This is a genomic window from Stappia indica (assembly GCF_001696535.1).
Lineage (GTDB): Bacteria > Pseudomonadota > Alphaproteobacteria > Rhizobiales > Stappiaceae > Stappia > Stappia indica.
In genome coordinates, this window is record NZ_MBQE01000001.1 from 326,995 (window position 1) to 349,566 (window position 22,572).

19 protein-coding genes are annotated in these 22,572 nt (G+C 68.4%); 5 read left to right on the forward strand and 14 right to left on the reverse strand.

Annotated elements, in window-relative coordinates:
- The first annotated feature begins 2 nt into the window (after positions 1–2).
- The 3 genes from moaC to lexA all read left to right on the forward strand — a co-directional run bounded on the left by moaC (position 3) and on the right by lexA (position 2,664).
- Positions 3–524, forward strand: a complete 522-nt coding sequence (gene moaC / locus BBX35_RS01525; RefSeq protein WP_067215229.1) for a cyclic pyranopterin monophosphate synthase MoaC — start codon at positions 3–5, stop codon at positions 522–524.
- Positions 525–556: 32 nt separating this feature from the next.
- On the forward strand, positions 557–1,771 hold the full coding sequence (locus tag BBX35_RS01530) for a molybdopterin molybdotransferase MoeA (RefSeq protein ID WP_067215231.1): 1,215 nt from the start codon (positions 557–559) through the stop codon (positions 1,769–1,771).
- Positions 1,772–1,947: 176 nt separating this feature from the next.
- Positions 1,948–2,664 carry a transcriptional repressor LexA gene (gene lexA / locus BBX35_RS01535; protein WP_067215233.1) on the forward strand — a complete coding sequence of 239 codons (717 nt, stop codon included), beginning with the start codon at positions 1,948–1,950 and terminating at the stop codon, positions 2,662–2,664.
- A 39-nt stretch (positions 2,665–2,703) separates the two neighbouring features.
- Here lexA and BBX35_RS01540 read toward each other — a convergent pair whose 3' ends face one another.
- Entirely contained in the window at positions 2,704–5,199 is a 2,496-nt protein-coding gene (locus BBX35_RS01540) for a ComEC/Rec2 family competence protein (RefSeq protein ID WP_067215236.1), read from the reverse strand.
- A 213-nt stretch (positions 5,200–5,412) separates the two neighbouring features.
- Between BBX35_RS01540 and gltX the strand changes: the two genes are divergently transcribed.
- On the forward strand, positions 5,413–6,843 hold the full coding sequence (gltX, locus tag BBX35_RS01545; protein WP_067215238.1) for a glutamate--tRNA ligase: 1,431 nt from the start codon (positions 5,413–5,415) through the stop codon (positions 6,841–6,843).
- Positions 6,844–7,093: 250 nt separating this feature from the next.
- Complete coding sequence (gene gltA, locus BBX35_RS01550; RefSeq protein WP_067215241.1) at positions 7,094–8,386, forward strand: citrate synthase; 1,293 nt, start codon at positions 7,094–7,096, stop codon at positions 8,384–8,386.
- Positions 8,387–8,803: 417 nt separating this feature from the next.
- Here gltA and lpxB read toward each other — a convergent pair whose 3' ends face one another.
- The 13 genes from lpxB to tsf all read right to left on the reverse strand — a co-directional run bounded on the left by lpxB (position 8,804) and on the right by tsf (position 22,529).
- On the reverse strand, positions 8,804–10,000 hold the full coding sequence (lpxB, locus tag BBX35_RS01555; RefSeq protein ID WP_067215244.1) for a lipid-A-disaccharide synthase: 1,197 nt from the start codon (positions 9,998–10,000) through the stop codon (positions 8,804–8,806).
- Entirely contained in the window at positions 9,997–10,908 is a 912-nt protein-coding gene (locus BBX35_RS01560) for an LpxI family protein (RefSeq protein ID WP_067218028.1), read from the reverse strand. Before BBX35_RS01560 ends, lpxB begins: the two co-directional genes overlap by 4 nt.
- A gap of 32 nt (positions 10,909–10,940) precedes the next feature.
- Positions 10,941–11,750: an acyl-ACP--UDP-N-acetylglucosamine O-acyltransferase gene (gene lpxA, locus BBX35_RS01565; protein WP_067215247.1), complete on the reverse strand. Its 810-nt coding sequence runs from the start codon at positions 11,748–11,750 to the stop codon at positions 10,941–10,943.
- 7 nt (positions 11,751–11,757) lie between these two features.
- Positions 11,758–12,222, reverse strand: a complete 465-nt coding sequence (gene fabZ / locus BBX35_RS01570) for a 3-hydroxyacyl-ACP dehydratase FabZ (RefSeq protein WP_067215250.1) — start codon at positions 12,220–12,222, stop codon at positions 11,758–11,760.
- Between the two features lie 42 nt (positions 12,223–12,264).
- Positions 12,265–13,323 carry a UDP-3-O-(3-hydroxymyristoyl)glucosamine N-acyltransferase gene (lpxD, locus tag BBX35_RS01575; RefSeq protein WP_067215253.1) on the reverse strand — a complete coding sequence of 353 codons (1,059 nt, stop codon included), beginning with the start codon at positions 13,321–13,323 and terminating at the stop codon, positions 12,265–12,267.
- A gap of 70 nt (positions 13,324–13,393) precedes the next feature.
- Positions 13,394–15,754, reverse strand: a complete 2,361-nt coding sequence (bamA, locus tag BBX35_RS01580) for an outer membrane protein assembly factor BamA (RefSeq protein ID WP_067215255.1) — start codon at positions 15,752–15,754, stop codon at positions 13,394–13,396.
- Positions 15,755–15,945: 191 nt separating this feature from the next.
- A complete protein-coding gene (gene rseP / locus BBX35_RS01585; protein ID WP_067215258.1) occupies positions 15,946–17,082 on the reverse strand; it encodes an RIP metalloprotease RseP in 1,137 nt (378 codons plus the stop codon).
- A gap of 60 nt (positions 17,083–17,142) precedes the next feature.
- Positions 17,143–18,363 (reverse strand): 1-deoxy-D-xylulose-5-phosphate reductoisomerase, encoded by a 1,221-nt coding sequence (dxr, locus tag BBX35_RS01590; protein WP_067218030.1) that lies wholly within the window; start codon positions 18,361–18,363, stop codon positions 17,143–17,145.
- A gap of 25 nt (positions 18,364–18,388) precedes the next feature.
- Positions 18,389–19,252, reverse strand: coding sequence for a phosphatidate cytidylyltransferase (locus tag BBX35_RS01595; RefSeq protein WP_067215260.1), 864 nt, complete (start codon positions 19,250–19,252; stop codon positions 18,389–18,391).
- Positions 19,249–20,019: an isoprenyl transferase gene (locus BBX35_RS01600; protein WP_067215262.1), complete on the reverse strand. Its 771-nt coding sequence runs from the start codon at positions 20,017–20,019 to the stop codon at positions 19,249–19,251. Before BBX35_RS01600 ends, BBX35_RS01595 begins: the two co-directional genes overlap by 4 nt.
- A 41-nt stretch (positions 20,020–20,060) precedes the next feature.
- On the reverse strand, positions 20,061–20,624 hold the full coding sequence (gene frr / locus BBX35_RS01605) for a ribosome recycling factor (protein WP_067215265.1): 564 nt from the start codon (positions 20,622–20,624) through the stop codon (positions 20,061–20,063).
- A 140-nt stretch (positions 20,625–20,764) separates the two neighbouring features.
- Positions 20,765–21,484 carry a UMP kinase gene (pyrH, locus tag BBX35_RS01610; protein WP_067215266.1) on the reverse strand — a complete coding sequence of 240 codons (720 nt, stop codon included), beginning with the start codon at positions 21,482–21,484 and terminating at the stop codon, positions 20,765–20,767.
- A gap of 121 nt (positions 21,485–21,605) precedes the next feature.
- The gene (tsf, locus tag BBX35_RS01615; RefSeq protein ID WP_067215269.1) at positions 21,606–22,529 is read right to left on the reverse strand and encodes a translation elongation factor Ts; all 924 of its coding nucleotides are present in this window, start codon (positions 22,527–22,529) and stop codon (positions 21,606–21,608) included.
- Positions 22,530–22,572: the final 43 nt, after the last annotated feature.

Genomic DNA, 22,572 nt, shown 5'->3' on the forward strand with positions numbered 1-22,572 from the left:
ATATGGCCGGTTCATCGTCTGGAGACGCTTCCCCGCGCTTGACCCATCTGGACGAGAGCGGCGCGGCCAACATGGTCGACGTCTCGACCAAGGAGGTCACTTCCCGCGAGGCGCAGGCCGAAGGCCATGTACGCATGAAGCCGGAAACGCTGGCGCTGATCCTGTCCGGTTCGGCCAAGAAGGGCGACGTCATCGCCACCGCCCGTATCGCCGGCATCATGGCCGCCAAGCGCACCCACGAGCTGGTGCCGCTCTGCCATCCGCTGCTGCTGTCCAAGGTCGCCGTCGACATCGTGCCGGACGAGGCGCTTCCGGGCCTGCGCGTCACCGCGATGGCCCGCGTTTCCGGCCAGACCGGCGTCGAGATGGAGGCGCTGACCGCCTGTTCGGTCACCTGCCTGACGATCTACGACATGGCCAAGGCCGTCGACCGCGGCATGACCATCGAGGGCATCCGCGTCGTCGCCAAGTCCGGCGGCAAGTCCGGCGACTGGACCGCGGCCAGCGAAACGCCCCCCGCCTGACACGAGGCCAACGGACATGAGGCACGGCTGACATGGCGCTGATCTCGGTCGACGAAGCCCTGTCGCGACTTCTCGGCGGCGTCGAGCCTGTCGGGTCCGAAACCGTACCGCTCGCCCGCGCCAACGGCCGCATCCTCGCTGCCGACCTTGCCGCGACGCGCACCCAGCCGCCCTTCGCCGCCTCCGCCATGGACGGCTACGCCGTGCGCGCGGCCGATATCGCCAAGGTTCCGGCAACGCTGACACTGATCGGCGAGGCCCCGGCGGGCCGCGCCTTCACCGGTGCCATCGGGGTGGGCGAGACCGTGCGCATCTTCACCGGAGCTCCGCTTCCCGAAGGCAGCGACACGATCCTGATCCAGGAAAACGCGACACGCGACGGCGAGCGCGTCACCGCGCTGGAAAGCGCGCCGTCGGGCAAGTTCGTGCGGCCCGCCGGGCTCGATTTCAAGGCCGGCGAGGTGCTGCTCACCGCGGGAACGCGGCTCGACTATCGCCGCCTTGCGCTGGCGGCGGCCATGAACCACCCCGTGCTGGAGCTGCGCCGCCGGCCGAAGGTGGCGATCCTTGCCACCGGCGACGAACTGGTCGAGCCGGGCGAGCAGCCGGGGCCGGATCAGATCATCGCCTCCAACCATGCCGGCATTGCCGCCCTGGTCGAAGACTGCGGCGGCGAGCCGCTGCAGCTCGGCATCGCCGCCGACCGGCGCGAGCACATTGCCGAGAAGATCGCCGAGGCGCGCGCTGCCGGGGCCGACATTCTCGTGACGCTCGGCGGCGCCTCCGTCGGCGACCACGACCTCGTCCAGGACGTGCTTGCCGCCTCCGGCATGGAGCTCGGCTTCTGGCGCATCGCCATGCGGCCGGGCAAGCCGCTGATGGCCGGACGGATCGAAGGCATGCGCGTGCTCGGCCTGCCCGGCAATCCGGTCTCCAGCCTCGTCTGCGGCGTTCTCTTCCTGCGCCCTCTGATCGACGCCCTGCTCGGCCGCCCGCCGCGCCGGCGCGATGCCGAGCTGCTGCCGCTGACCGCCGATATCGGCGGCAACGACCAGCGCGAGGACTATCTGCGGGCGCGGATCCAGCGCGACGACGACGGCACCGAGCGTGTCGCCCCGTTCGAGCGGCAGGACTCCTCCATGCTGGCAACGCTCACCCGCGCCGATGCGCTGGTGGTGCGTCCGCCGCACGCCGCCCCCCTGCCCGCCGGCACGCCGGTCCCGGTCCTGCGCCTGCCCCAGGGCTGAACCCGCTCCGCGCCTTGCCCCTCCTGCTTTCGTTCCCGCATGGGCATTGTGGAACAAGGCAAGAACGGTTAGACTATGTTCATGATTTGTACATAGCCTGAGTCGCAGGCAGCGATCGGCAGCAGCCGGCCGATTTCGGCCGGGCCTTGCGAGCCAGACCGGGGGGACCCAAGCGCATGTTGACGCGCAAGCAGCACGAATTGCTCCTGTTCATCCACGAAAGGCTGAAGGAAACCGGTGTTCCTCCCTCCTTCGACGAGATGAAGGATGCGCTCGACCTGCGGTCCAAATCGGGCATCCACCGGCTGATCACCGCGCTGGAGGAGCGCGGTTTCATCCGCCGCCTGCCGAACCGCGCCCGCGCGCTGGAGATCGTCAAGCTGCCGGAATCGGTCGCCCCGGGCCTTGCCGCGCAGCGCGGCCAGGGCTTCTCCCCCTCCGTCATCGAAGGCTCGCTCGGCAAGACGCCGCCGGTGGAACGGGTCCCCGCCCTGCCGCCCGCGGCAAACGACAGTATCGAGATCCCGGTCATGGGCCGCATCGCCGCCGGCGTGCCGATCGAGGCGATCCAGTCCCACAGCCACACCATCGCGATGCCGGCCGACCTGCTCGGCAATGGCGATCACTATGCGCTGGAAGTGCGCGGCGATTCCATGATCGAGGCCGGCATTCTCGACGGCGACACCGTGGTGATCCGACGGTCGGACAGCGCCGACAGCGGCGACATCGTCGTCGCCCTGATCGACGACGAGGAAGCGACGTTGAAGCGCCTGCGCAAGAAGGGCGCGTCCGTTGCTCTGGAGGCCGCCAACCCGGCCTACGAGACCCGCATCTTCGGGCCGGGACGCGTGCGCATCCAGGGCAAGCTCGTCTCGCTGTTCCGCCGCTACTGACGGCGGCGGCAGACGCCCGACAGTGTTGTCGTGCGTGAGCTATCTCGGCGTCCAGGGGCGACGCACGCCGTAGCTGGGGCTCACCGCCACGGCGAGAGCGCCGCCTCTGCCGGACGATGACGGCGCAACGGCTTGAGCGTGGGCGGTCGTCGATCGGGACGCGGCCAAGGCACCCGGCGCAGACGGGACGCTGAAATAGAGTGCGACGGCACCGTCCCGGGCGAGCCTTGCGCCATCGAACACCTGGCTCGCCTGGCATCCGGGCGGGGCGATCAGCGCCGAGACGATGATGTCGACCTTGCGGCAATCCTCCTCGAAGGCGGCGCTGTCGCGCACCAGCGAGACCAGCAGCACCGGCGGGCCCTGCCCTGCCGCAACGGGACGAGGCGTCGTGTCCGGTCGCCCGTTTGCCGCGGGCGTATCACCGGGGACAGATCCGGGCGGGCCGTGCGCGCGCACGACGCAGGCCAGCTTGTCGCAGCGCATGTCGCCGGCACCGATCCGCCGGTCGCGGTGGTGCTGCACGCTGATGCCCTCCGCCCGCAGCCACACCTCCGGCAGGAAGCCGCTCGGCCGCGCAGAGACGCGCAAGTCCCCGGCCGCGTCGCGCACGGCGATGGTCGTTCCGGTGGCCGAGATCAGCATGTCCGGCTGCCGGTGCTGGGCATAAAGCAGCACCAAGGCGGCGAGCGGCAACAGCGCCGCCGGGCGATATCCCCGCGGCGCAAGGCAGGCGATGAGCCCGGCCGCGACCACCGCCAGCGTGCCGGTGAGCGAAGGCGCGCCGATCACCCCGTCCTCCGGCGTCAGGCTGCTGACCCAGGTCGCCATCGCCACCACGAGATCGATGCAGGCGCCCATCGCGGCGAGCGGCAGGGCCTCCAGCCCGAAGGGCAGCAAGGCCAGCGCCAGCACCGCGAAGGGCATCACGACGAGCGTCACCACCGGCATCGCCAGCAGGTTGCCGAGCGTGCCGAGCGGGGAGATGCGGTGGAAGTGATAGGCGCCGATGGCGCCCGTCGCGAGGCCCGCGATCAGCGAGGTCAGGAGCAGCCCCCAGAACCAGCCCGCCGCCCCCGATGTCGCGGCCTGCAACAGTCCCCGCCCCGGCAGCGCCATCGGTGCCTTGCGCTCGCGCGCAGCGCGCCGGCGGGTGATCTCCTCATAGGCCGCGATCAGCGCGATCACCGCGGCGAAGGACATCTGGAACCCGGGATCGAGCAGCGCCTCCGGCAGCACCGCCAGGATGAGCAGGACGGCGATGGCAACATTGCGCAGCGTCAAGGCCCGCCGAGCGAAGATCCGCCCGCAAAACACCAGCACGATCATCAGGAAGGCGCGCTGCGTCGCGATGGAGCCGCCGGAAATGCCGAGATAGAAGACGGCAGCCGACATTGCGGCGACGGCCGCCCAGGCATCGATCCGCCGCTCATGCACCAGGTGCGGAGACAGCGCCAGCAGCGCCCGCACCACGAAGAATACCGAGCCGGCGAACAGCGCCATGTGCAGGCCCGAGATCGCCAGGATATGCGCAAGGCCGGCGGTCCGCAGCGCCTCCGTCACCGGTTCGGGGATCAGCGAGCGGTCGCCGGTGATCAGCGCGATGGCGAGCGCTGCGGCGGGCGTCTCGCCGAGCGCGGCGATGATGCGCGCGGCTATCGCCTTGCGCAGGCTGGCGATCCCGGCCTTCAGCCGCAGCGGCACCGGCGCGGGACCGAGATCGATGCGGCTCGGCGCGCCGAAGGCGAAACCGGTCGCGCCGATGCCGTCGAAGAAGGCGCGGAAGGCGAAGTCGTAGCCGCCTGGCATCACGGCAGCCGACGGCGGCATCAGCCTTGCGCGCAGCCGCACAGCCTCGCCGACGGCGATCCTCTCGCCCTCCGGATCGCCGCGCAGCGACACCCGGACGCGGTACGGGGTCTTCTCCGGTGCCAGCCGCTCTATCCCCGCAACGCGCAGCAGCAGCCGCGTGCCGCGGTCGGTGCGTTCGGCTTCCTCGACGAAGCCGGTCAGCGTCACACTGCGGGCCCTGTCGATCACCGGCGCGGACACGAGCGCGGTGCGCAGGGCGCCGGCAAAAAGCCCCGACAGCACCAGCGCCAGACCCAGCAGCACGAGACCGTGCGTGCCGCGCCGCGCGCTCGCGAACCAGCCGGCCCAGGCGAGCGCCGCGGCAAGCGCGACAACGGGGACAAGCGGCTCGGACGGCAGCCGGAAATAGGCGGCGATGCCGAGGGTGAAGGCGAGCGCAGCCCAGGCAAGGCCGCGCCCCTGCGCCAGGCTCTCGGCGACCGCGGCCGCAAATCTTGCCCCCGGCCCCTCGCTCTCGTGCCATCTTGTCCGGGCTCGCCGACGACGGGCCAGCAGATCGGCAAGCGGCAAGGGAGCGAGCGCCAGCCAGCGGCGACCGGCCTTGCCGCCGCCCACGCGCCCCGGCGCTGCTGCCGGACCGTCATCCGGAAGCTGGCCGGGCAGCGCGGCCGGAAGCTGCCGGCCGCCGTCGTTCTCGCCCTCGTCCTTGTCTGCCCGGGACACCCCAGCCGCCCCTTCCCCTGGCCGGCGCGCAGGTGCCCCTCGCTCGGGCATTGGTGGCGCGCCGCCGCTGTGCTACACGGTCGCCGACCGTGCCAGGACCGAAGCGTTGCATTGCAACCCGGGTTCGCGCAAGACGCGAAACGGCACCGGATAATCCCGAAGGCCCGCCGGACGCCCCGCGCCGGCACCGCCACCGATCACGAGGCCGTTTGAATGAGCTCTCCCGTCGTCACGCGCTTTGCGCCCTCCCCGACCGGCTACCTGCATATCGGCGGCGCCCGCACGGCGCTGTTCAACTGGCTCTATGCCCGGCGCTTCGGCGGCAAGATGCTGCTGCGGATCGAGGACACCGACCGCGAGCGCAGCACCGATGCGGCGATCTCGGCGATCCTCGACGGGCTGACCTGGCTCGGTCTCGACTGGGAGGGCGAGGCGATCTCGCAGTTCGCCCGCGCCGCCCGCCACCGCGAGGCGGCCGAGAGCCTGATCGAGAAGGGCATGGCCTATCGCTGCTACGCGACGCCGGAAGAGCTGACCGCGATGCGCGAGGAGCAGCGCGCCAACGGCCTGCCGCCGCGCTATGACGGGCGCTGGCGCGACCGCGATCCCTCCGAGGCGCCGGCGGGCGTCAAGCCGGCGATCCGCCTCAAGGCACCGGTCGACGGCGAGACGGTGATCGAGGACCGCGTGCAGGGCCGCGTCGTCTTCCCGAACAAGGATCTCGACGATCTCGTCCTGCTGCGCTCCGACGGCACGCCGACCTACATGCTGGCCGTCGTCGTCGACGACCACGACATGGGCGTCACCCACATCATTCGCGGCGACGACCACCTGACCAATGCCGCCCGCCAGACGCTGATCTACCAGGCGCTCGGCTGGGACGTGCCGGTGATGGCGCATATCCCGCTGATCCACGGACCGGACGGCGCCAAGCTGTCGAAGCGCCACGGCGCGCTCGGCGTTGAGGCCTACCGGGCCATGGGCTATCTGCCGGCTGCCATGCGCAACTATCTGGCGCGCCTCGGCTGGAGCCATGGCGACGACGAGATCTTCTCGACCGACGAGATGACCGGCTGGTTCGATCTCGACGCCATCGGCAAGTCGCCCTCGCGCTTCGACTTCAAGAAGCTGGAGAACCTCAACGGCCACTACATGCGTGCCGCCGGTACGGACGAGCTGCTGGCCGACTTCACCAGCTTCCTGCCGCATGCGGAGAATGCCGAAGGCCTGCGCACCTGGCTGCAGGACCCGGCGCAGGTCGAGATGTTCCGCGCCGCCCTGCCCGGGCTGAAGGAGCGTGCCAAGACCCTGGTGGAGCTGGCCGACAGCGCCGAGTACCTGTGGGTGCAGCGCCCGCTCGCGATGGACGAGAAGGCGGAAAAGCTGCTGGAGGCGGACGATGCGCGCAAGGTGCTCGCCGACCTGCATGGCCGCCTGTCCGCGGTCGGCACCTGGAGTGCGGAAGCGACCGAGGAGGCCGTTCGCGCCTATGCCGAGGAGACCGGCCTGAAGCTCGGCAAGGCGGCGCAGCCGCTGCGCGCGGCGCTGACCGGCCGCGGCACCTCGCCCGGCATCTTCGACGTTCTGGCTGTGCTCGGCCGCGAGGAATCGCTTGCCCGCATCGCCGATCAGGCAGCCCACTGAACCGATACGGCGCCGCGCACGCGCCGGCTGCAAACGGACGGCGGCCCGATCCCGGCCGCCGTCTGCGGTTCACATGAATCCCCCGTCACCCTGTGACGAAAGCGTTAGGGAGGCGCGCTTGCGGGGAGCGGACAAATGGGATACGCAACATTCGACCTTTCCTCCCGCCGTGTGTCCGGCACGCCCCAGCCTCTCCTGGAAGCCGGCCCGGACGATCCTGCGGCGCGCTTCATACAAGGGGGTAGCCTGAATGAGCGACAACACTGCCAAGCTGACGATGGGTGACAAGTCCTGGGACTTGAAGGTGCGTCCGGGGTCCATCGGACCCGATGTGGTCGACATTGCCTCTCTCTATGCGCAGACCGGCTGTTTCACCTACGACCCGGGCTTCACCTCGACCGCCTCGTGCGAATCCGCGATCACTTATATCGACGGTGACGAAGGTACCCTGCTGTATCGCGGCTATCCGATCGAGCAGCTGGCCGAGCACGGCGACTTCCTGGAGAGCTGCTACCTGCTGCTCTACGGCGAGCTCCCGACCAAGGCCCAGAAGGACGACTTCGTGCATCGCGTGACCTATCACACGATGATCCACGAGCAGATGAGCCGCTTCTTCACCGGCTTCCGCCGCGACGCCCATCCGATGGCGATCATGGTCGGCACCGTCGGCGCGCTCTCGGCCTTCTACCACGACTCGACCGACATCTCGGACCCGCACCAGCGCATGGTGGCGAGCCTGCGCATGATCGCGAAGATGCCGACGCTGGCCGCCATGGCCTACAAGTACCACGTCGGTCAGCCCTTCGTTTATCCCCGCAACGACCTCGACTACGCGTCGAACTTCCTGCACATGTGCTTTGCGGTGCCTTGCGAGGAATACAAGGTCAATCCCGTTCTCGCCCGCGCCATGGACCGGATCTTCATCCTCCATGCCGACCACGAGCAGAACGCCTCGACCTCGACCGTGCGTCTCGCCGGTTCCTCGGGTGCCAACCCGTTCGCCTGCATCGCGGCCGGCATCGCCTGCCTGTGGGGCCCGGCGCATGGCGGCGCCAACGAGGCGGCGCTCAACATGCTGTCGGAGATCGGCTCGGTCGACCGGATCCCGGAATACATCGCCCGCGCCAAGGACAAGAACGATCCGTTCCGTCTGATGGGCTTCGGCCACCGGGTCTACAAGAACTACGACCCGCGCGCCCGCATCATGCAGAAGACCACGCACGAAGTGCTGGCAGAGCTCGGCATCCGGGACGATCCGCTTCTCGACGTCGCCATGGAGCTGGAGAAGATCGCTCTCAACGACGACTATTTCGTCGAGAAGAAGCTCTATCCGAACATCGACTTCTACTCGGGCATCACCCTGCGTGCGCTCGGCTTCCCGACCACCATGTTCACCGTGCTGTTCGCCCTGGCGCGGACCGTCGGCTGGATCGCCCAGTGGAAGGAAATGGTCGAGGATCCGTCCCAGAAGATCGGTCGCCCGCGCCAGCTCTACACCGGCGCCGCGCAGCGCGACTACCTGCCGATCTCCCAGCGTCGCTGAGCGGATCGACACCACAAGCTCCGAAAAGGCCGCCTCCGGGCGGCCTTTTTGCGTTTGGGGCGACGGCGAGCCCGGATCCGGAGGTGACGTCGGCTGTTGCGAGGCGGAATGCCTCTCTTTGCGTCTACCCGGACGAGGCCGAAGGCCGACGATCCGGGACCGGAGAGGCACGGCGGTCGTGGCATGGTTCCGGAGCGCCCCGACGCGGTACGTCAAACGGGGATAGGCCCCGCCGCTCCCGTCGCAAAAACGGGGACAAGTGGCGCGGAACGGGCCCATGCGGTTTGCGCAGGCCGTCTCAATATTTCGCCAGGACATTGAAAACGTTGAAATATTTTTGAGACGAATTTTGCAAAATTTCAGCGCGAATTTGCGTTTGGCGTCTCAATTCACGCCAAACGCCGGTTTCCCGCCCAGTCAGGCAGTCCGGCGGCGAACCTCTTCCAGGACGATGCGCGCGGCGGCGCCCGCCTGGCTCTCGTTCCCCTCCAGCCGCATGACGTTGTCGAGCGCGGCGAAGGCATCGACCTGGCGCCGGCGGGCCGGGCCGTCGACCAGCAGCGGGCCGACCGCATCGGCAAGCGAGCGCGGGTTGGCGTCGTCGTCCAGGAACTCCGGCACGACATTCTCGCCGATGATGATGTTCGGCAGCACCATCGAGCTGACGCGGGCGACCGGGATTATGCGATGGATATCCTTGAGCCGGCGAAAGAACCAGTCGAGCTTGTAGGCGACGACCATCGGCACGCCCGAGATCGCCAGCTCCAGCGAGACGGTGCCCGAAGCGGCAAGCGCGGCATGGGCCCGGCGGAAGGCGGCAAGCTTGGCCGCCTCGCCGGTCACCACCTGCGGCGGATGCGGCCAGTCGGCAAGCTGTTCCTCGATCATCGGCTTCAGGCGCGGCACCGCCGGCAGCACCACCTCAAGATCCGGATGCGCCTGCCGCAGGATCTCGACCGCGCCGCGGAAGTCCTGCAGCAGCCGGGTCACCTCGCTGCGCCGGCTGCCCGGCAGCATCAAGAGCACCGGAGCCCCCTCCTCCGGCGCCCTCCTCTCGCCGGCGGCGGGGCGGAAGTCATCGACCCGCTCGATCAGCGAGTGGCCGACATAGCTGGTCGGCGGGCCGCCGAGCTTTTCGTGCACGCCGGGCTCGAAGGGCAGGATCGCCAGCAGCCGGTCGACATAGGCGGCCATGCGGCGCGCCCGCCCCGGGCGCCAGGCCCAGACCGACGGCGAGACATAGTCGACGATGGGAATGGAGGGCGCGCGCTTGCGCACCCGCTTGGCGACGTTGTGGGTGAAATCGGGACTGTCGACGATGATCAGCACGTCGGGCGCGGTGGCGACCACATCGTCGACGGTCTGGTAGACCCGGCGGACGATGGACGGGAGCCGCGCCAGAACGGCGGTGAGGCCCATCACCGCGATATCCTCGATGGGAAAGAGGCTCTTGAGCCCCTGCGCTTCCATACGCTCGCCGCCGACGCCGAAGAACTCGACCGGCCGGCCGGCCTGCGCGGCAATCGCCGCCATCATCGGCGCGGCGAGCTGGTCGCCGGACTCCTCGCCCGCCACCACATAGACCCGCAGCGGACGACCGGCCTCGTCGCTCATTGACCGTTCCCCGCCTGCGCCTCGGCAGCCTTGCCGGAAATGCCCCCTGAAATACCGAAGAGAAAGATGCCTGAGCGCGCGGCCAGCGCCACGGTCTCGGCCCGTTCGGCGATCAGAACCCGGCCAGCCTCGATGGCGATGCCGGAGAGCCCGGCATCCCGTACCCGCTGCACGGTGCCCGGACCGATGGTCGGCAGGTCGACGCGCAGGTCCTGGCCCGGCTTGGCGCATTTCACCAGTACGCCGCCCTTGCCGCGCACCCGGCCGCGCTCGCGCAACTCGCGGCAGCGCTCCAGCATGGAATCGGTGCCCTCCGCCCCCTCGACCGCGATGATGCGACCGTGGAAGCAGACGGCGGCCTGGCCGATGTCGAGGCGGCCGAGCTCGGCGACGGTCGCGGCTCCCAGCTCCATGTCCGCGAGCAGCTCGCCCTTCGGCGGCGTGCCGGCCATGCAACCGGGCTGGGCAAGCAGCTGCGGGGCAACCTCATGGGCCCCGACGACGCGGAAGCCTTCGGCCTCGAAAAAGCGGATGACCTTCTTGAGCAGGGAATCGTCGCCGCCGGCCAGCGAGGCGATGATCTTCGGCAGCCGGCGCATGGTGCCGAGATCGCTGACGATCTCGCGCAGCTCCGGCCGGCGGGTGATGCTGCCGATCATCACCAGATCGCGCACCTTTTCCCGCTCCAGATGGCTGGCAAGCTTGCCGATCTGGCCCCAGCCGAGATGGACGGGCGAGAAGGCCTCGACGGACGGGTCCGCCTCGCCCTTGATAGCGATGGCGACGACCCGCCGGCCGCGGTCGCTGGCCGCGCGCAGCACCTCCGCCGGCAGCTTGCCGCCGCCGCAGATGACCGCGACAGCGCCGTCGCTGCCGTTCGTCGTGGCTGTGTCGGATGCGTCGTGCATGGCCCCGTCCCCGGCCGGCGCCGACAGGCGGATCACCCGTCCTGGGCCGGCGTGCAGAAGCGGCGGTCGGTCTCGACCAGGATGAAATCCGTGACGCGGCGGACCAGGGCAACGCCCTCATAGGCGGCCGCCACCTGTTCCGCGCGCTGGCGCAGCGTGCCCTCGGAGCTCTCGAACAAGTCCTTGTAGGCATTGCGCAGGGCGTGGATGTCCTCGCGCGAGAAGCCGTGCCGCTTGAGGCCGACGAGGTTCAGCCCCATCAGCCGGGCGCGGTTGCCCATCACCATGCCGAAGGGAATGAGGTCGTTCTCAAGGCCGGCAAGCCCGCCGACGAAGGCATGGTCGCCGACGCGGGTGAACTGGATCGCCGCCGCGCCGCCGCCGAAGATGACGTTGTTGCCGACCGTGACATGGCCGGCGATCATCACGTTGTTCGACAGGATCACGCCGTCGCCGAGACGGGAATCGTGACCGACATGCGAGTTGGCGAGAAAGGCGCAGCGATTGCCGATCACCGTCTCCAGGCCGCCGCCCTCCGTCCCCGGATTGAGCGTCACGCCCTCGCGGATGATGCAGTCGGTGCCGACGGTGAGCGTTGCGTCCTCGCCGCGATACTTGAGATCCTGCGCCTGGTGCCCGACCGAGGCGAAGGGAAAGATCTGCGTCCGCGCCCCGACGCTCGTGCGCCCGGCCACGACCACATGCGATTTCAGCACCACGCCGTCGCCCAGCACGGCCTGCGGCCCGACATGGCAGAACGGCCCGATGGACACGCCCTCGCCGAGCCTGGCGCCGTCCTCGACGACCGCGGATGGGTGGATTGCGGAGTGAGCTGCCATCATGCGTGCCTCAGTGGTCGACCAGCATGGCGCTGATCTCGGCCTCGGCGACCTTGACGCCGTCGACCGTCGCAATGCCCTCGAACTTCCAGATGTTCGTGCGGTTGCGGATCTTGGTCATCTGGTAGCGAAGCTGGTCGCCCGGCAGCACCGGCTTGCGGAACTTCACCTTGTCGATGGTCATGAAGTAGACGAGCTTCGGCGTGTCCGACTGGCCGCGCGAATAGACGCAGAGCGCGCCCGCCGTCTGGGCCATGCCCTCGATGATCAGCACGCCCGGCATCACCGGCTGGTTGGGGAAATGCCCCATGAAATGCGGCTCGTTGGCGGTGACGTTCTTGATGCCGACGGCGGAGTTGTCCCCGTCCATGTCGACGATCCGGTCTACCATCAGGAAGGGGTAGCGGTGGGGCAACAGCTCCAGGATCCGCATGATGTCGGCGCTACCCAGTTCTTTCTTTTCGCCTTCGCTCATTCTTCTATCCCCAGGCAACCAGACCCAGTCCGGTTCGAAACCTCAATCCTTGTCCCGCGCGGAACCGGCTCCCCGCTCGGCGAGCTTTGCCAGCGTCATGATCTCGCGGAACCACACCTTTACCGGCTTGGCCGGAACGCCGCCATAGCGCGCGCCCGCCGGCACATCGGCCTCGACCACGCTGACGGCGGCAATCTGCGCACCCATGCCGATGGTGACATGGCCGCGCACGCCGGTCTGCCCGCCGAGCGCGACATAGTCCTCCAGCGTCGCGCTGCCGGAAATGCCGACCTGCGAGACGATCACGCAATGCCGTCCGATCACCACGTTGTGGCCGATCTGGACCTGGTTGTCGATCTTGGTGCCCTCGCCGATGATCGTGTCGCGGTTGGCCCCGCGATCGACCGTCGTGTTGGCGCCGATCTCCACATCGTTCTGGATGATCACCCGGCCGATCTGCGGCACCTTGAGGTGACCGCCCGGCCCCATGGCGAAGCCGAAGCCGTCCTGGCCCGTGCACACGCCCGGATGCAGGATCACCCGGTCGCCGACCAGCGTGTGCTGCAGCACCGCATTGGCGCCGACCGTGCAGTCGCGCCCGATGCGCACACCCGCGCCGATCACCGCATTGGCCTGGATCCGCGTGCCGCTGCCGATTTCCGCCTCCGGCCCGACCACCGCACCCGCCTCGACGACGACGCCGGCCTCGAGCCGCGCAGAGGCATCGATGCGCGCATGCGGCGAGATGCCGGATGCCGTGCCCTCCAGCGCGACGGGGCGCATGGAGGCGGGATAGAGCCGGGCGAGCAGCTGGGCCCAGGCCTTGTAGGGCTGGTCGGCGACGAGCGGCACGACGCCCTCTGGCACCTTGTCCGCATGCTTGCGGGCAACGATGCAGGCGGTCGCCGAGGTGGTCGCCAGAACCGGCAGATATTTGGGATTGTCGAAGAAGACGATATCGCCGGACGAGGCATCCTCGAGCGGCGCGACGCCGGACACCTGCACCTCCCCACCGCCGCGCGGCAGGTCTCCCGTCACCCATTCCGCCACGGTCGCAAGGGCTACGGGCTCGAACGGGGCAAAGAAACAGGGGTCGCTCATCGTCTTCCCATAATGAATCCGGCCGCCGAATGTCGGCGGCCGGTCTTGAAATCGTGAACTGTCCGCCGGATCAGAAGCGCGTGCCACCACCGATGCGGAAGAACTGGGTCCGGTCGCCGGTTTCCTTGATGATCGGCCAGGCGAAGTCGGCGCGGATCGGACCGAAGGGCGAGGCCCACTTGATGCCGAAACCGGCCGAGACACGCGGCGAGAAGCCGTTCGACTGGACGGTGGCGGGGGTAGCCGGGCCGCAGCCGGCGACCACGCAGTTGTTGACCGCCGGATCGGAGTCCCACAGGGCGCCGAAGTCGGTGAAGACCGCGCCGGACAGGCCGAGCTCGCGCGGCAGGCCGAGGATCGGGAACTCCGCTTCCGCGTTGGCATGGACGTACCAGCGGCCACCCAGCGAGTTGCCGGTGCGCGAGTCGCGCGGGCCGATGCCCTGCATCTCGAAGCCGCGCAGCCAGGTGTCGCTGTGCTGGTACTGCTCCGAGGAGCGCAGGTTCTGGCCGAGACCGTTCAGGTAACCACCGCCGGTGCGCAGGATACCGATGACACCCCACTCCGGCAGGAGCTCCTTGTAGGCGCGGGCATCGACCGTGGTCGACAGGTAGCGGCTGTCGCCGCCGACGCCGGCGAACTCCTGGCTGAACGCGAAGTAGAAACCATCGCGCGGATCGCGCTTGCTGTCACGGGTGTCGTAGACCAGCGAGTAGCCGATGGACGAGGTCAGGTTGCGGCCCAGCGAGGACTGCAGACCGCCGGAGAGATCCTGCGGCCGGTTCCACGTCAGATCCTCGTCGAAGATCCGGTAGATCAGGTTCAGGCGCAGCTCGTCGTCGCGCAGCGGCAGGCCGAAGGACACCGAACCACCGGTCGTCTTGCTGTCGTAGCTGCGGTAGTCGTTCGCCTCGAAATTGCGGCGATAGACATCGAGCGACAGCGAGATGCGGCGGCCGAGGAAATACGGCTCGGTGAACGCGAACTCGTAGACCTGGTTCGAGGCGCCGGCGCCGACCTTGGCGCGGATGAACTGGCCGCGACCGAGGAAGTTGCGCTCCTGCAGCGTGATGTCGCCGATGACGCCGTCGGCGGTCGAGTAACCGACGCCGAAGCCGATCTCACCGGTGGGCTGCTCCTCGATATCCACATTGACCACGATGCGGTCCGGCGAGCTGCCGCGCGAGGTGGTGATGCGGACGTCCTTGAAGAACTGCAGATCCTTCAGCCGGCGCTCGGCCTTGTCGAGCAGCACGCGGTTGAAGGCATCGCCTTCGGCGATGTCGAACTCGCGGCGAATGACGTATTCGCGGGTCCGGTCGTTGCCGCGGATGTTGATCCGCTCGACATAGACGCGCGGGCCTTCCTCGACGAAGTAGGTCAGCGAGATCTTGCGGTTCTCGTAATCGCGGGTGGCGCGCGGACGGATCTGCGCGAAGGCATAGCCCTGGCGCGAGACGTCGAGCGTCATGTCCTCGAGGGTCTTCTCGACCTCGAGCGAGGAATAGGTGTCGCCGGCGCTGGTGCGGATCTTGCGGCGCAGCTCCTCGGGATCGACGTCGGTCAGCGTGGTCTGCAGATCGATGTCGCCATAGGTGTACTGCTCGCCCTCTTCCACCGTGAAGGTGACGTAGAAGACGTTCTCTTCGCGGTCGAGGTCGGCAACGGCCGAGACGATCCGGAAGTCCGCATAGCCGTGACGGTAGTAGAACTGGCGCAGCAGCTCCTGATCCGCATCGAGACGGTCGGGATCGAAGGAATCGGTGGTGCGCAGGAAGCTCAGCAACCCGCTCTCGCGGGTGCGGATCACGTCGGCGAGACGCCCGTCGCTGAACTTGGTGTTGCCGATGAAGGTGATGCGCTCGATGCCGGTACGGTCGCCCTCGTTGATCTCGAACACGAGATCGACGCGGTTGTTCGAACGGCTGATGATCTTGGGCTCGACGGTCGCACGGTAGCGACCGGAGCGCCGATAGGCCTCGAGCACGTTCTGGACGTCAGACTGCACCTTGGCGCGGGTCAGCATCGACCGCTCCTCGGTCCGCACGACGCCGGACAGCGTCTTGTCGTCGAGACGGCGATTGCCCTCGAACGAGATGCGGTTGACCATCGGGTTCTCGGTCACGGTCACCACCAGGGACCCGCCCTGCTGGTTGATCGCCACGTCCTCGAACAGGCCGGTCGCATAGAGGGTCTTCAGCGACTCGTCGATCTCCGCCGGTCCGAAGGCCCGGCCGGGCCGGATCGTCAGATAGCTTTCGACGGTCGAAGCCTCGATACGGGTGTTGCCGCGGACGACGATCCGGCTGACCACCGCAGCGGACGCCTCATCGGCACCAAGGCCGGCAAAGCTCCACGGCATGATCGGCGCGACACCGCTCATCACGGCCGCAACCAGGATCGTTCTCGTCAGGTTCTGCACACGCTGCATAAGGACGTTTCGCCTTCGCTTTTCCGCCATGTCCTTGAGACGTCGCCCGGGGCAACGGACATGGCAGTCGAGATTCTCTATATCCGTCAGTCGTTTTACAGGCTTTTGGACCGGACGCAACCGCCCAAACTCGCCAAAATCCGTTTCCCGCCGGATCGTTGCACCTTCGACACGCTTCTTATCCCATCCCGCTAAAGGGAGGTCAGGTGAAGCACGTCATTCCACGTCGCAAACACCATCAGGAACAGCACGATGGCGATCCCGATGCGGAAGCCGTATTCCTGCGCCCGCTCGCTGAGCGGCTTACCCCGCAACGCCTCGGCGGCGTAGAACAGCAGGTGTCCGCCGTCGAGCATGGGGATGGGCAGCAGGTTGAGAAGGCCGATGCTGATCGACAGCACGGCCGTCAGGTTGAGCAGCGCGCCGAAGCCGAGCGTCGCCACCTGCCCGGAAATCTGCGCCACGCGGATCGGCCCGCCGAGCTGGTCGGCGGATTCGCGCCCCGTGACGATGCCGGCGAGATAGCCGGCGGTGCGCGTGACCACGAACCAGGTCTCGCGGCTGCCCTCGACAACGGCCTCGACCGGGCCGAAGCGGCGCGTTACCACGTCCTCTTCGCTGGCGCTGCGGCTGACGCCGAGCAGGCCGACCGACTGGACATTGCCGAAGCGGTCGGTGATCTCGCGCCGCTGCGGCGTCACCTCGACGGTGAGCTGCTGGCCGCCACGGTCGACCAGCATCGACAGCGGCAGGTCGGCGCTGACGCTGACGATGCGCTGCATGTCGGAGAAGGTCTGGATCGGCTGGCCGTCGATGGCCAGCACGAGGTCGCCCTCCATCAGGCCGGCGGCCTGGGCAGCGCTGTCGGGCTGGACAGCATCGACGCGCGGCGAGATCTCCTGCCGGCCGAGCAGGCCGAACAACATGGCGAAGATGACGATGGCGAGAATGAAATTGGCGATGGGGCCTGCAGCGACGATGGCCGCGCGGCGCGAAACCGGCTTGGTCTGGAAGGCGCCGGCGCGCTCTTCCGCGCTCATGCGGGCAAGCGCCTCCTGATCGGGAACGCTGGCCTCGTTCTCGTCGCCCGCGAACTTGACATAGCCGCCGAGCGGGATCGCCGAGAGCTTCCAGCGCGTGCCGTGGCGGTCGTAGCGGCCGAACAGCTCCGGCCCGAAGCCGACCGAAAAGGCCTGCACCCGCACGCCGCACCAGCGCGCCACCAGGAAGTGGCCGAGCTCGTGGAAGAACACGACCACGGTGAGCACGAACAGGAACGGCAGGGCGTAGCCTGCGAAAGACCCGAACAGCGATCCGATCAGTTCCATGTCATCTCCTTGCCGGACCGGCAGTTTCGTCCCTGCATATTAACAACCCGTTCGCGGGGCTCAGCCCGCCTGTGCGGCAATCGCCTCTTGCGCCATCGCGCGGGCGACACCGTCGATGCGCAGCACGTCCTCGACGCAGGACGGCTCGGCAAGGTCGCCGGCCGCGGCCATGCGCTCCAGCACCCTCTCCACCGTCGCCGCGATCGCGAGAAATCCGATCCCGCGATCCAGAAAGGCCCTGACGGCGATTTCGTCTGCAGCATTGAGAGCGGCCGTCGCAGCCGTGCCCGCGATCATCGCCTCGCGAGCAATACGCAGGGCCGGGAACCGCGCCGGATCCGGTGCCTCGAAGCTGAGCGTTGCCAATGCGGCGAGATCAAGGCGCTGCGCCGGCGTCGCCATGCGGCGCGGCCAGGCGAGACAGTGGGCGATGGGCGTGCGCATGTCCGGCGCGCCGAGCTGGGCGAGCAGCGAACCGTCGCGATACTGCACCATGCCGTGCACCACGGATTGCGGATGGACCAGCACGTCGAGCTGGTCCGGCCCCAGCGGAAACAGGTGAAAGGCCTCGATGATCTCGAAGCCCTTGTTCATCATCGTCGCGCTGTCGATGGAAATGCGCGCGCCCATGCTCCAGTTGGGATGGCGCAGCGCCGCCTCGGGCGACACATGGCGCATCTCCTCCAGCGACAGGGTGCGGAACGGGCCGCCGGAGGCCGTCAGCGTCAGCTTTTCCACCTGATCGATATTGCCGCGCTCCAGCACCTGGAACACGGCATTGTGCTCGGAATCGACCGGCAGGATGGTGGCGGACGCAGCCCGCGCCGCCGCCATGAAAAGATCGCCGGCGCAAACGAGGCATTCCTTGTTGGCAAGGCCGATGGTGGTGCCGCGCGACGCCGCCGCGATGGTCGGCTCCAGCCCCGCCGCCCCGACGATGGCCGCGATCACCATGTCGGCCGGCCGCGCGGCCGCCTCGCGCACCGCCTGCGGCCCGGCCGCAGCGGTGATGCCGGTGCCGGCAAGCGCGTCCTTCAGCCGCGGGTAGGCGGCCGGGTCCGCGACCACCGCATGCTCGGCGCCGACCTCGATGGCGGCGCGCGCCAGCTCTTCGGCGCGGTCGTTGGCGGTGAGCGCCACCACCTGAAACCGCTCGCGGTTGCGGGCAACGAGGTCGAGCGTCGAGCTACCGATGGAGCCGGTCGCGCCGAGCACGGTCAGGCGCTGCGGCTCCGCGGCCACGCCCGCACCAGCCCCCTGCCCGCTCGCGGCGGTCTCCATGCTGCCGAGTTGCACCTTCAAGCTCTCAATATCCCTGCAGGGCGATCACCGCACCGACCGGATCGACCAGCGAGCCGGCAAGGACGGCCGCGACCAGGTAGCCGAGAATGCCGGCCCCCGTCAGTCCGTCGACCCGGTCCATGACCCCGCCGTGACCGGGAATGATATGGCCGGAATCCTTGACCCCGAAGCGGCGCTTCAGGGCCGATTCCAGCAGGTCGCCGGCCTGCGAGAAGACCGACAGGATGCCGGCCGACACGATCCAGAGCGACACCGGCACGCGCCCCACAAGAGCGCCCATGACGGCACCGACGAGAAGCGAGGCGGCCAGTCCGCCGAGCGCACCGCTCCAGGTCTTCTTCGGCGACACGCGCGGCCACAGCTTGGGTCCGCCGACCCGCCGGCCGACGAAATAGGCCAGGATGTCCGTCGCCCATACGACGGCGAACAGGAACAGGATCATCACGAAGCCTTCGGCGCCGAGCCGGAAGGCGATGAGCGCCACGCCGGTCAGGCCGGCATAGAGCACGCCGGTGCCCATCCAGCCGATGGCGGGCTTGCGCGAGACCTGCCCCCAGACCCACAGCAGCGCGGCGAAGGAGAAGGCGAGCCCCAGCGCCAGCGGCACGAGGCCGAGCGCTGCGGCGACCAGCATGACGGCGATGCCGAGACCGGAAACGACGATGGCCGCGGCTTCGCGGCGGGCCTGGACGATGACCGTCCATTCCTGCAGGAGAATCGCCGAGCAGAGCGCCGCGCCGGCGGCGAAGAACCAGCCGCCGAGCCAGGTGATGGCAAGCACGGCCGGAGCCAGCAGCAGGGCCGAAACCACCCGCAGCTTCAGCTCGGTCGCCCTGGGCCTGCCTCCCCCCGCGGCCCCGCCGGTCATCGGGCAGCTTTCGCCGAGAGGCCTCCGAACCTGCGCTCGCGGGCCGAATAGGCTTCGAGCGCGCGGTCGAACGCCGCCTCGTCGAAGTCCGGCCAGTGCAGGTCGGGAAAATAGAATTCGCTGTAGGCGGACTGCCACAACAGGAAGTTGGAGAGCCGCTGCTCGCCACTGGTGCGGATGACGAGATCGGGATCGGGCAGGCTCGCCGTGTCGAGCCGCGCGGAAATCGCCGCCTCGTCGATGTCGGCGGGCGCGATACGCCCGGCGGCGGCATCCTCGGCGAGAGCGCGCATGGCACGCACCATCTCGTTGCGGGCGCCGTAGTTGAAGGCGACGACGAGGACCATGCCGGTGTTGTCGCGGGTGAGCTGCTCGCCCTCCTCGATCAGGCCCAGGATCGAGCGCTCGAGGCCGCTGCGCTCGCCGATCATCCGCACCCGCACGTTCTCGCGGTGGATTTCGGCCAGGTCGCGCCGCACGAAGCGCTCCAGCAGCGCCATCAGGAAGCCGACCTCGGCGGCCGGCCGGCTCCAGTTCTCCGAGGAGAAGGAGAAGATCGTCAGCACCTCGACGCCGCGCCGGGCGGCGTGCTTGACGGTGCGCCGCAGGGCCGAGACGCCGGCCCTGTGCCCTTCGGTGCGGGGCAGTCCGCGAGAGACCGCCCAGCGACCGTTACCGTCCATGATCACGGCGACATGCCGCGGCACAACGATCCGCTCCCCGGCTTCGGCCGGGGCGGACACGTCAAGGCCAGCCGTCACCGTCATCTCATGCTCCCCGCCACTTGGATCAAACCGCGATCCTGGGGTCAGATCTGGGAGATTTCTTGTTCCTTCTTCGCCAGCATGGAATCGATTTCCGCGATCATCTCGTCGGTCATCTTCTGGACCTTGTCGGCGTGAACGCGGCTGTCGTCCTCGCTGATCGAGCCGTCCTTCTCCAGCTTCTTCAGCGTGTCCATGCCGTCGCGGCGCACATGGCGCACGGCGACCTTGGACTGCTCGGCATACTTGTGCGCGATCTTGATCAGGTCCTTGCGGCGCTCCTCGTTGAGCTCCGGGATCGGCAAGCGCAGCGTGGTGCCGTCGACGACCGGGTTCAGGCCGAGGTTGGATTCGCGGATGGCGCGCTCGACGGCGCCGACCATCGACTTGTCCCACACCTGCACGGAGATCATGCGCGGCTCGGGCACGCTCACCGTCGCCACCTGATTGATCGGCATTTCGGACCCGTAGGCGTTCACCGTGATCGGATCCATCATGTTGGCAGAGGCGCGGCCGGTGCGAAGGCCGGCGAGATCCGTCTTCAGCACGCCGATGGCGCCGTTCATACGACGCTCGAGGTCGCCAAAATCGATACCCTGGTCCGCCATCTTGTCCTCTCTTATTGAAGCATCTTCCCGTGAAACCGGGAGGCTCGAAACCCTTGGCGTCTTATTTCCATGACGGCGGCGGCAAAGGCAAGCCCTGCAAGCGCTTTTGCAAGGGATGCCACGCCGCCCGGCGGGCTCTGCTAGTCGGCGATCACCGTGTAGCGGCCGGAGCCGTTCATCACGTCGACCAGCGCGCCGGGCGTGCGAATCGAGAACACGATGACCGGAATGGCATTGTCGCGGGCCAGCGCGATGGCGGTCGCGTCCATCACCTTCAGGTCGCGGCCGAGCACCTCGCCGGGAGTCAGCGTGTCGTAGCGCTCGGCATCCGGCACCTTCTTCGGGTCGTCCGAATAGACGCCGTCGACGCTGGTGCCCTTCAGGAAGGCGTCGCAGCGCATCTCGGCCGCGCGCAGCGCCGCGCCGCTGTCGGTGGTGAAGAAGGGGTTGCCCGTGCCGCCGGCGAAGACGATCACGTCGCCGTCTTCCATGTAGCGCTCGGCGCCGCGCTGGGTGAAGGTCTCGCAGATCGAGGGCACCGGAACGGCGGAGAGCACGCGCGCCGGAACGCCGAGACGGCGCAGGGCGTCGGCCAGCGTCAGCGAGTTCATGACCGTGGCCAGCATGCCCATGTGGTCGCCGGTGACGCGGTTGCCGCCCTTGGCCGCGATGGCCACGCCGCGGAAGATGTTGCCGCCGCCGACGACGACGCCGACCTGGGCGCCGAGCGAGACCGCCTCGGCAATTTCCTTTGCCACCCGGCCGACCGTCTCAGGGTCGATGCCGAAGTCCTGCGAGCCCATCAGCGCCTCGCCCGAGAGCTTGACCAGCACGCGTCGCCAGCGGAGTTTTCCCGTCATTGTTCTTCTCGTCGTGATCAGGGCAGTGTGTCGTCAGTAGACACGAAAACGCAAGCCGATCCGTCGGACGGGCTTGCGCGCATAGAAGAAGGGCGCCGGAATGACCGGCGCCCTTCTGGACTTAGTTGCCGACGGCCGCCGCGACTTCCGCGGCGAAATCGGTCTCTTCTTTCTCGATGCCTTCGCCGAGCGCATAGCGCACGAAGCCGACCAGCTTCACCGGCTTGCCCAGCTCCTTGCCGCACGCCTCAACGGCCTGCTCGACGGTCTTGTCCGGATCGATCACGAACGCCTGCTTCACGAGGGTGACTTCCTCGTAGAACTTGCGCAGACGGCCCTCGACCATCTTCTCGATAATGTTTTCCGGCTTGCCCGACTCGCGTGCCTGCTCGGCGAAGATCTGGCGCTCGCGCTCCACGACCTCCGGATCGAGGTCCTCGACGCTCAGCGACAGCGGGTTGGTCGCGGCAACATGCATGGCGACCTTGCGGCCGAAGGCTGCGAGCTCGGCTGCATCGCCCTCGGACTCCAGCGCCACCAGCACGCCGATCTTGCCGAGGTTGTCGGCGATCGCGCTGTGGACATAGGTCGCGACGACACCGGCCGACACCGACAGGACGGCGGCGCGGCGCAGCGACATGTTCTCGCCGATGGTCGCGATCGCGTCCTTGATCGAATCGGAGACGGTCTTGGACGAGCCCGGGAAGGTCGCGTTGCCGAGAGCCTCGACATCGCCGCCGACCGACAGGGCCGCCTTTGCGGTGCCGGAAACCAGCGCCTGGAACGCATCGTTACGGGCGACGAAGTCGGTCTCGGAGTTCAGCTCGACGACGGCAGCCTTGGTGCCCTCGGCGGCGACGCCGACCAGTCCCTCGGCGGCCACGCGGCCGGCCTTCTTGGCGGCCTTGGCCAGACCCTTGGTCCGCAGCCAGTCGATGGCCGCTTCCATGTCGCCGTTGTTTTCGGTGAGGGCTGCCTTGCAGTCCATCATGCCCGCGCCGGTCTTCTCGCGGAGCTCCTTCACCATCGCAGCGGTAATGGTCATAGATTGCCTCGTTGACGGGTTGTCACCCCGGCAGCTGTAGCCG

What these genes read in the sequence shown, in the direction of transcription:
- lpxA (WP_067215247.1), bottom strand. Translation starts at nt 11,750, where the DNA reads ATGATGGCAGCTCACTCCGCAATCCACCCATCCGCGGTCGTCGAGGAC.
- frr (WP_067215265.1), bottom strand. Translation starts at nt 20,624, where the DNA reads ATGGCGGACCAGGGTATCGATTTTGGCGACCTCGAGCGTCGTATGAAC.
- BBX35_RS01560 (WP_067218028.1), bottom strand. Translation starts at nt 10,908, where the DNA reads ATGCACGACGCATCCGACACAGCCACGACGAACGGCAGCGACGGCGCT.
- BBX35_RS01595 (WP_067215260.1), bottom strand. Translation starts at nt 19,252, where the DNA reads ATGACCGGCGGGGCCGCGGGGGGAGGCAGGCCCAGGGCGACCGAGCTG.
- lpxB (WP_067215244.1), bottom strand. Translation starts at nt 10,000, where the DNA reads ATGAGCGACGAGGCCGGTCGTCCGCTGCGGGTCTATGTGGTGGCGGGC.
- BBX35_RS01530 (WP_067215231.1), top strand. Translation starts at nt 557, where the DNA reads ATGGCGCTGATCTCGGTCGACGAAGCCCTGTCGCGACTTCTCGGCGGC.
- rseP (WP_067215258.1), bottom strand. Translation starts at nt 17,082, where the DNA reads ATGGAACTGATCGGATCGCTGTTCGGGTCTTTCGCAGGCTACGCCCTG.
- gltX (WP_067215238.1), top strand. Translation starts at nt 5,413, where the DNA reads ATGAGCTCTCCCGTCGTCACGCGCTTTGCGCCCTCCCCGACCGGCTAC.
- lexA (WP_067215233.1), top strand. Translation starts at nt 1,948, where the DNA reads ATGTTGACGCGCAAGCAGCACGAATTGCTCCTGTTCATCCACGAAAGG.
- dxr (WP_067218030.1), bottom strand. Translation starts at nt 18,363, where the DNA reads ATGGAGACCGCCGCGAGCGGGCAGGGGGCTGGTGCGGGCGTGGCCGCG.
- tsf (WP_067215269.1), bottom strand. Translation starts at nt 22,529, where the DNA reads ATGACCATTACCGCTGCGATGGTGAAGGAGCTCCGCGAGAAGACCGGC.
- fabZ (WP_067215250.1), bottom strand. Translation starts at nt 12,222, where the DNA reads ATGAGCGAAGGCGAAAAGAAAGAACTGGGTAGCGCCGACATCATGCGG.
- BBX35_RS01600 (WP_067215262.1), bottom strand. Translation starts at nt 20,019, where the DNA reads ATGACGGTGACGGCTGGCCTTGACGTGTCCGCCCCGGCCGAAGCCGGG.
- bamA (WP_067215255.1), bottom strand. Translation starts at nt 15,754, where the DNA reads ATGCAGCGTGTGCAGAACCTGACGAGAACGATCCTGGTTGCGGCCGTG.
- moaC (WP_067215229.1), top strand. Translation starts at nt 3, where the DNA reads ATGGCCGGTTCATCGTCTGGAGACGCTTCCCCGCGCTTGACCCATCTG.
- lpxD (WP_067215253.1), bottom strand. Translation starts at nt 13,323, where the DNA reads ATGAGCGACCCCTGTTTCTTTGCCCCGTTCGAGCCCGTAGCCCTTGCG.
- pyrH (WP_067215266.1), bottom strand. Translation starts at nt 21,484, where the DNA reads ATGACGGGAAAACTCCGCTGGCGACGCGTGCTGGTCAAGCTCTCGGGC.
- gltA (WP_067215241.1), top strand. Translation starts at nt 7,094, where the DNA reads ATGAGCGACAACACTGCCAAGCTGACGATGGGTGACAAGTCCTGGGAC.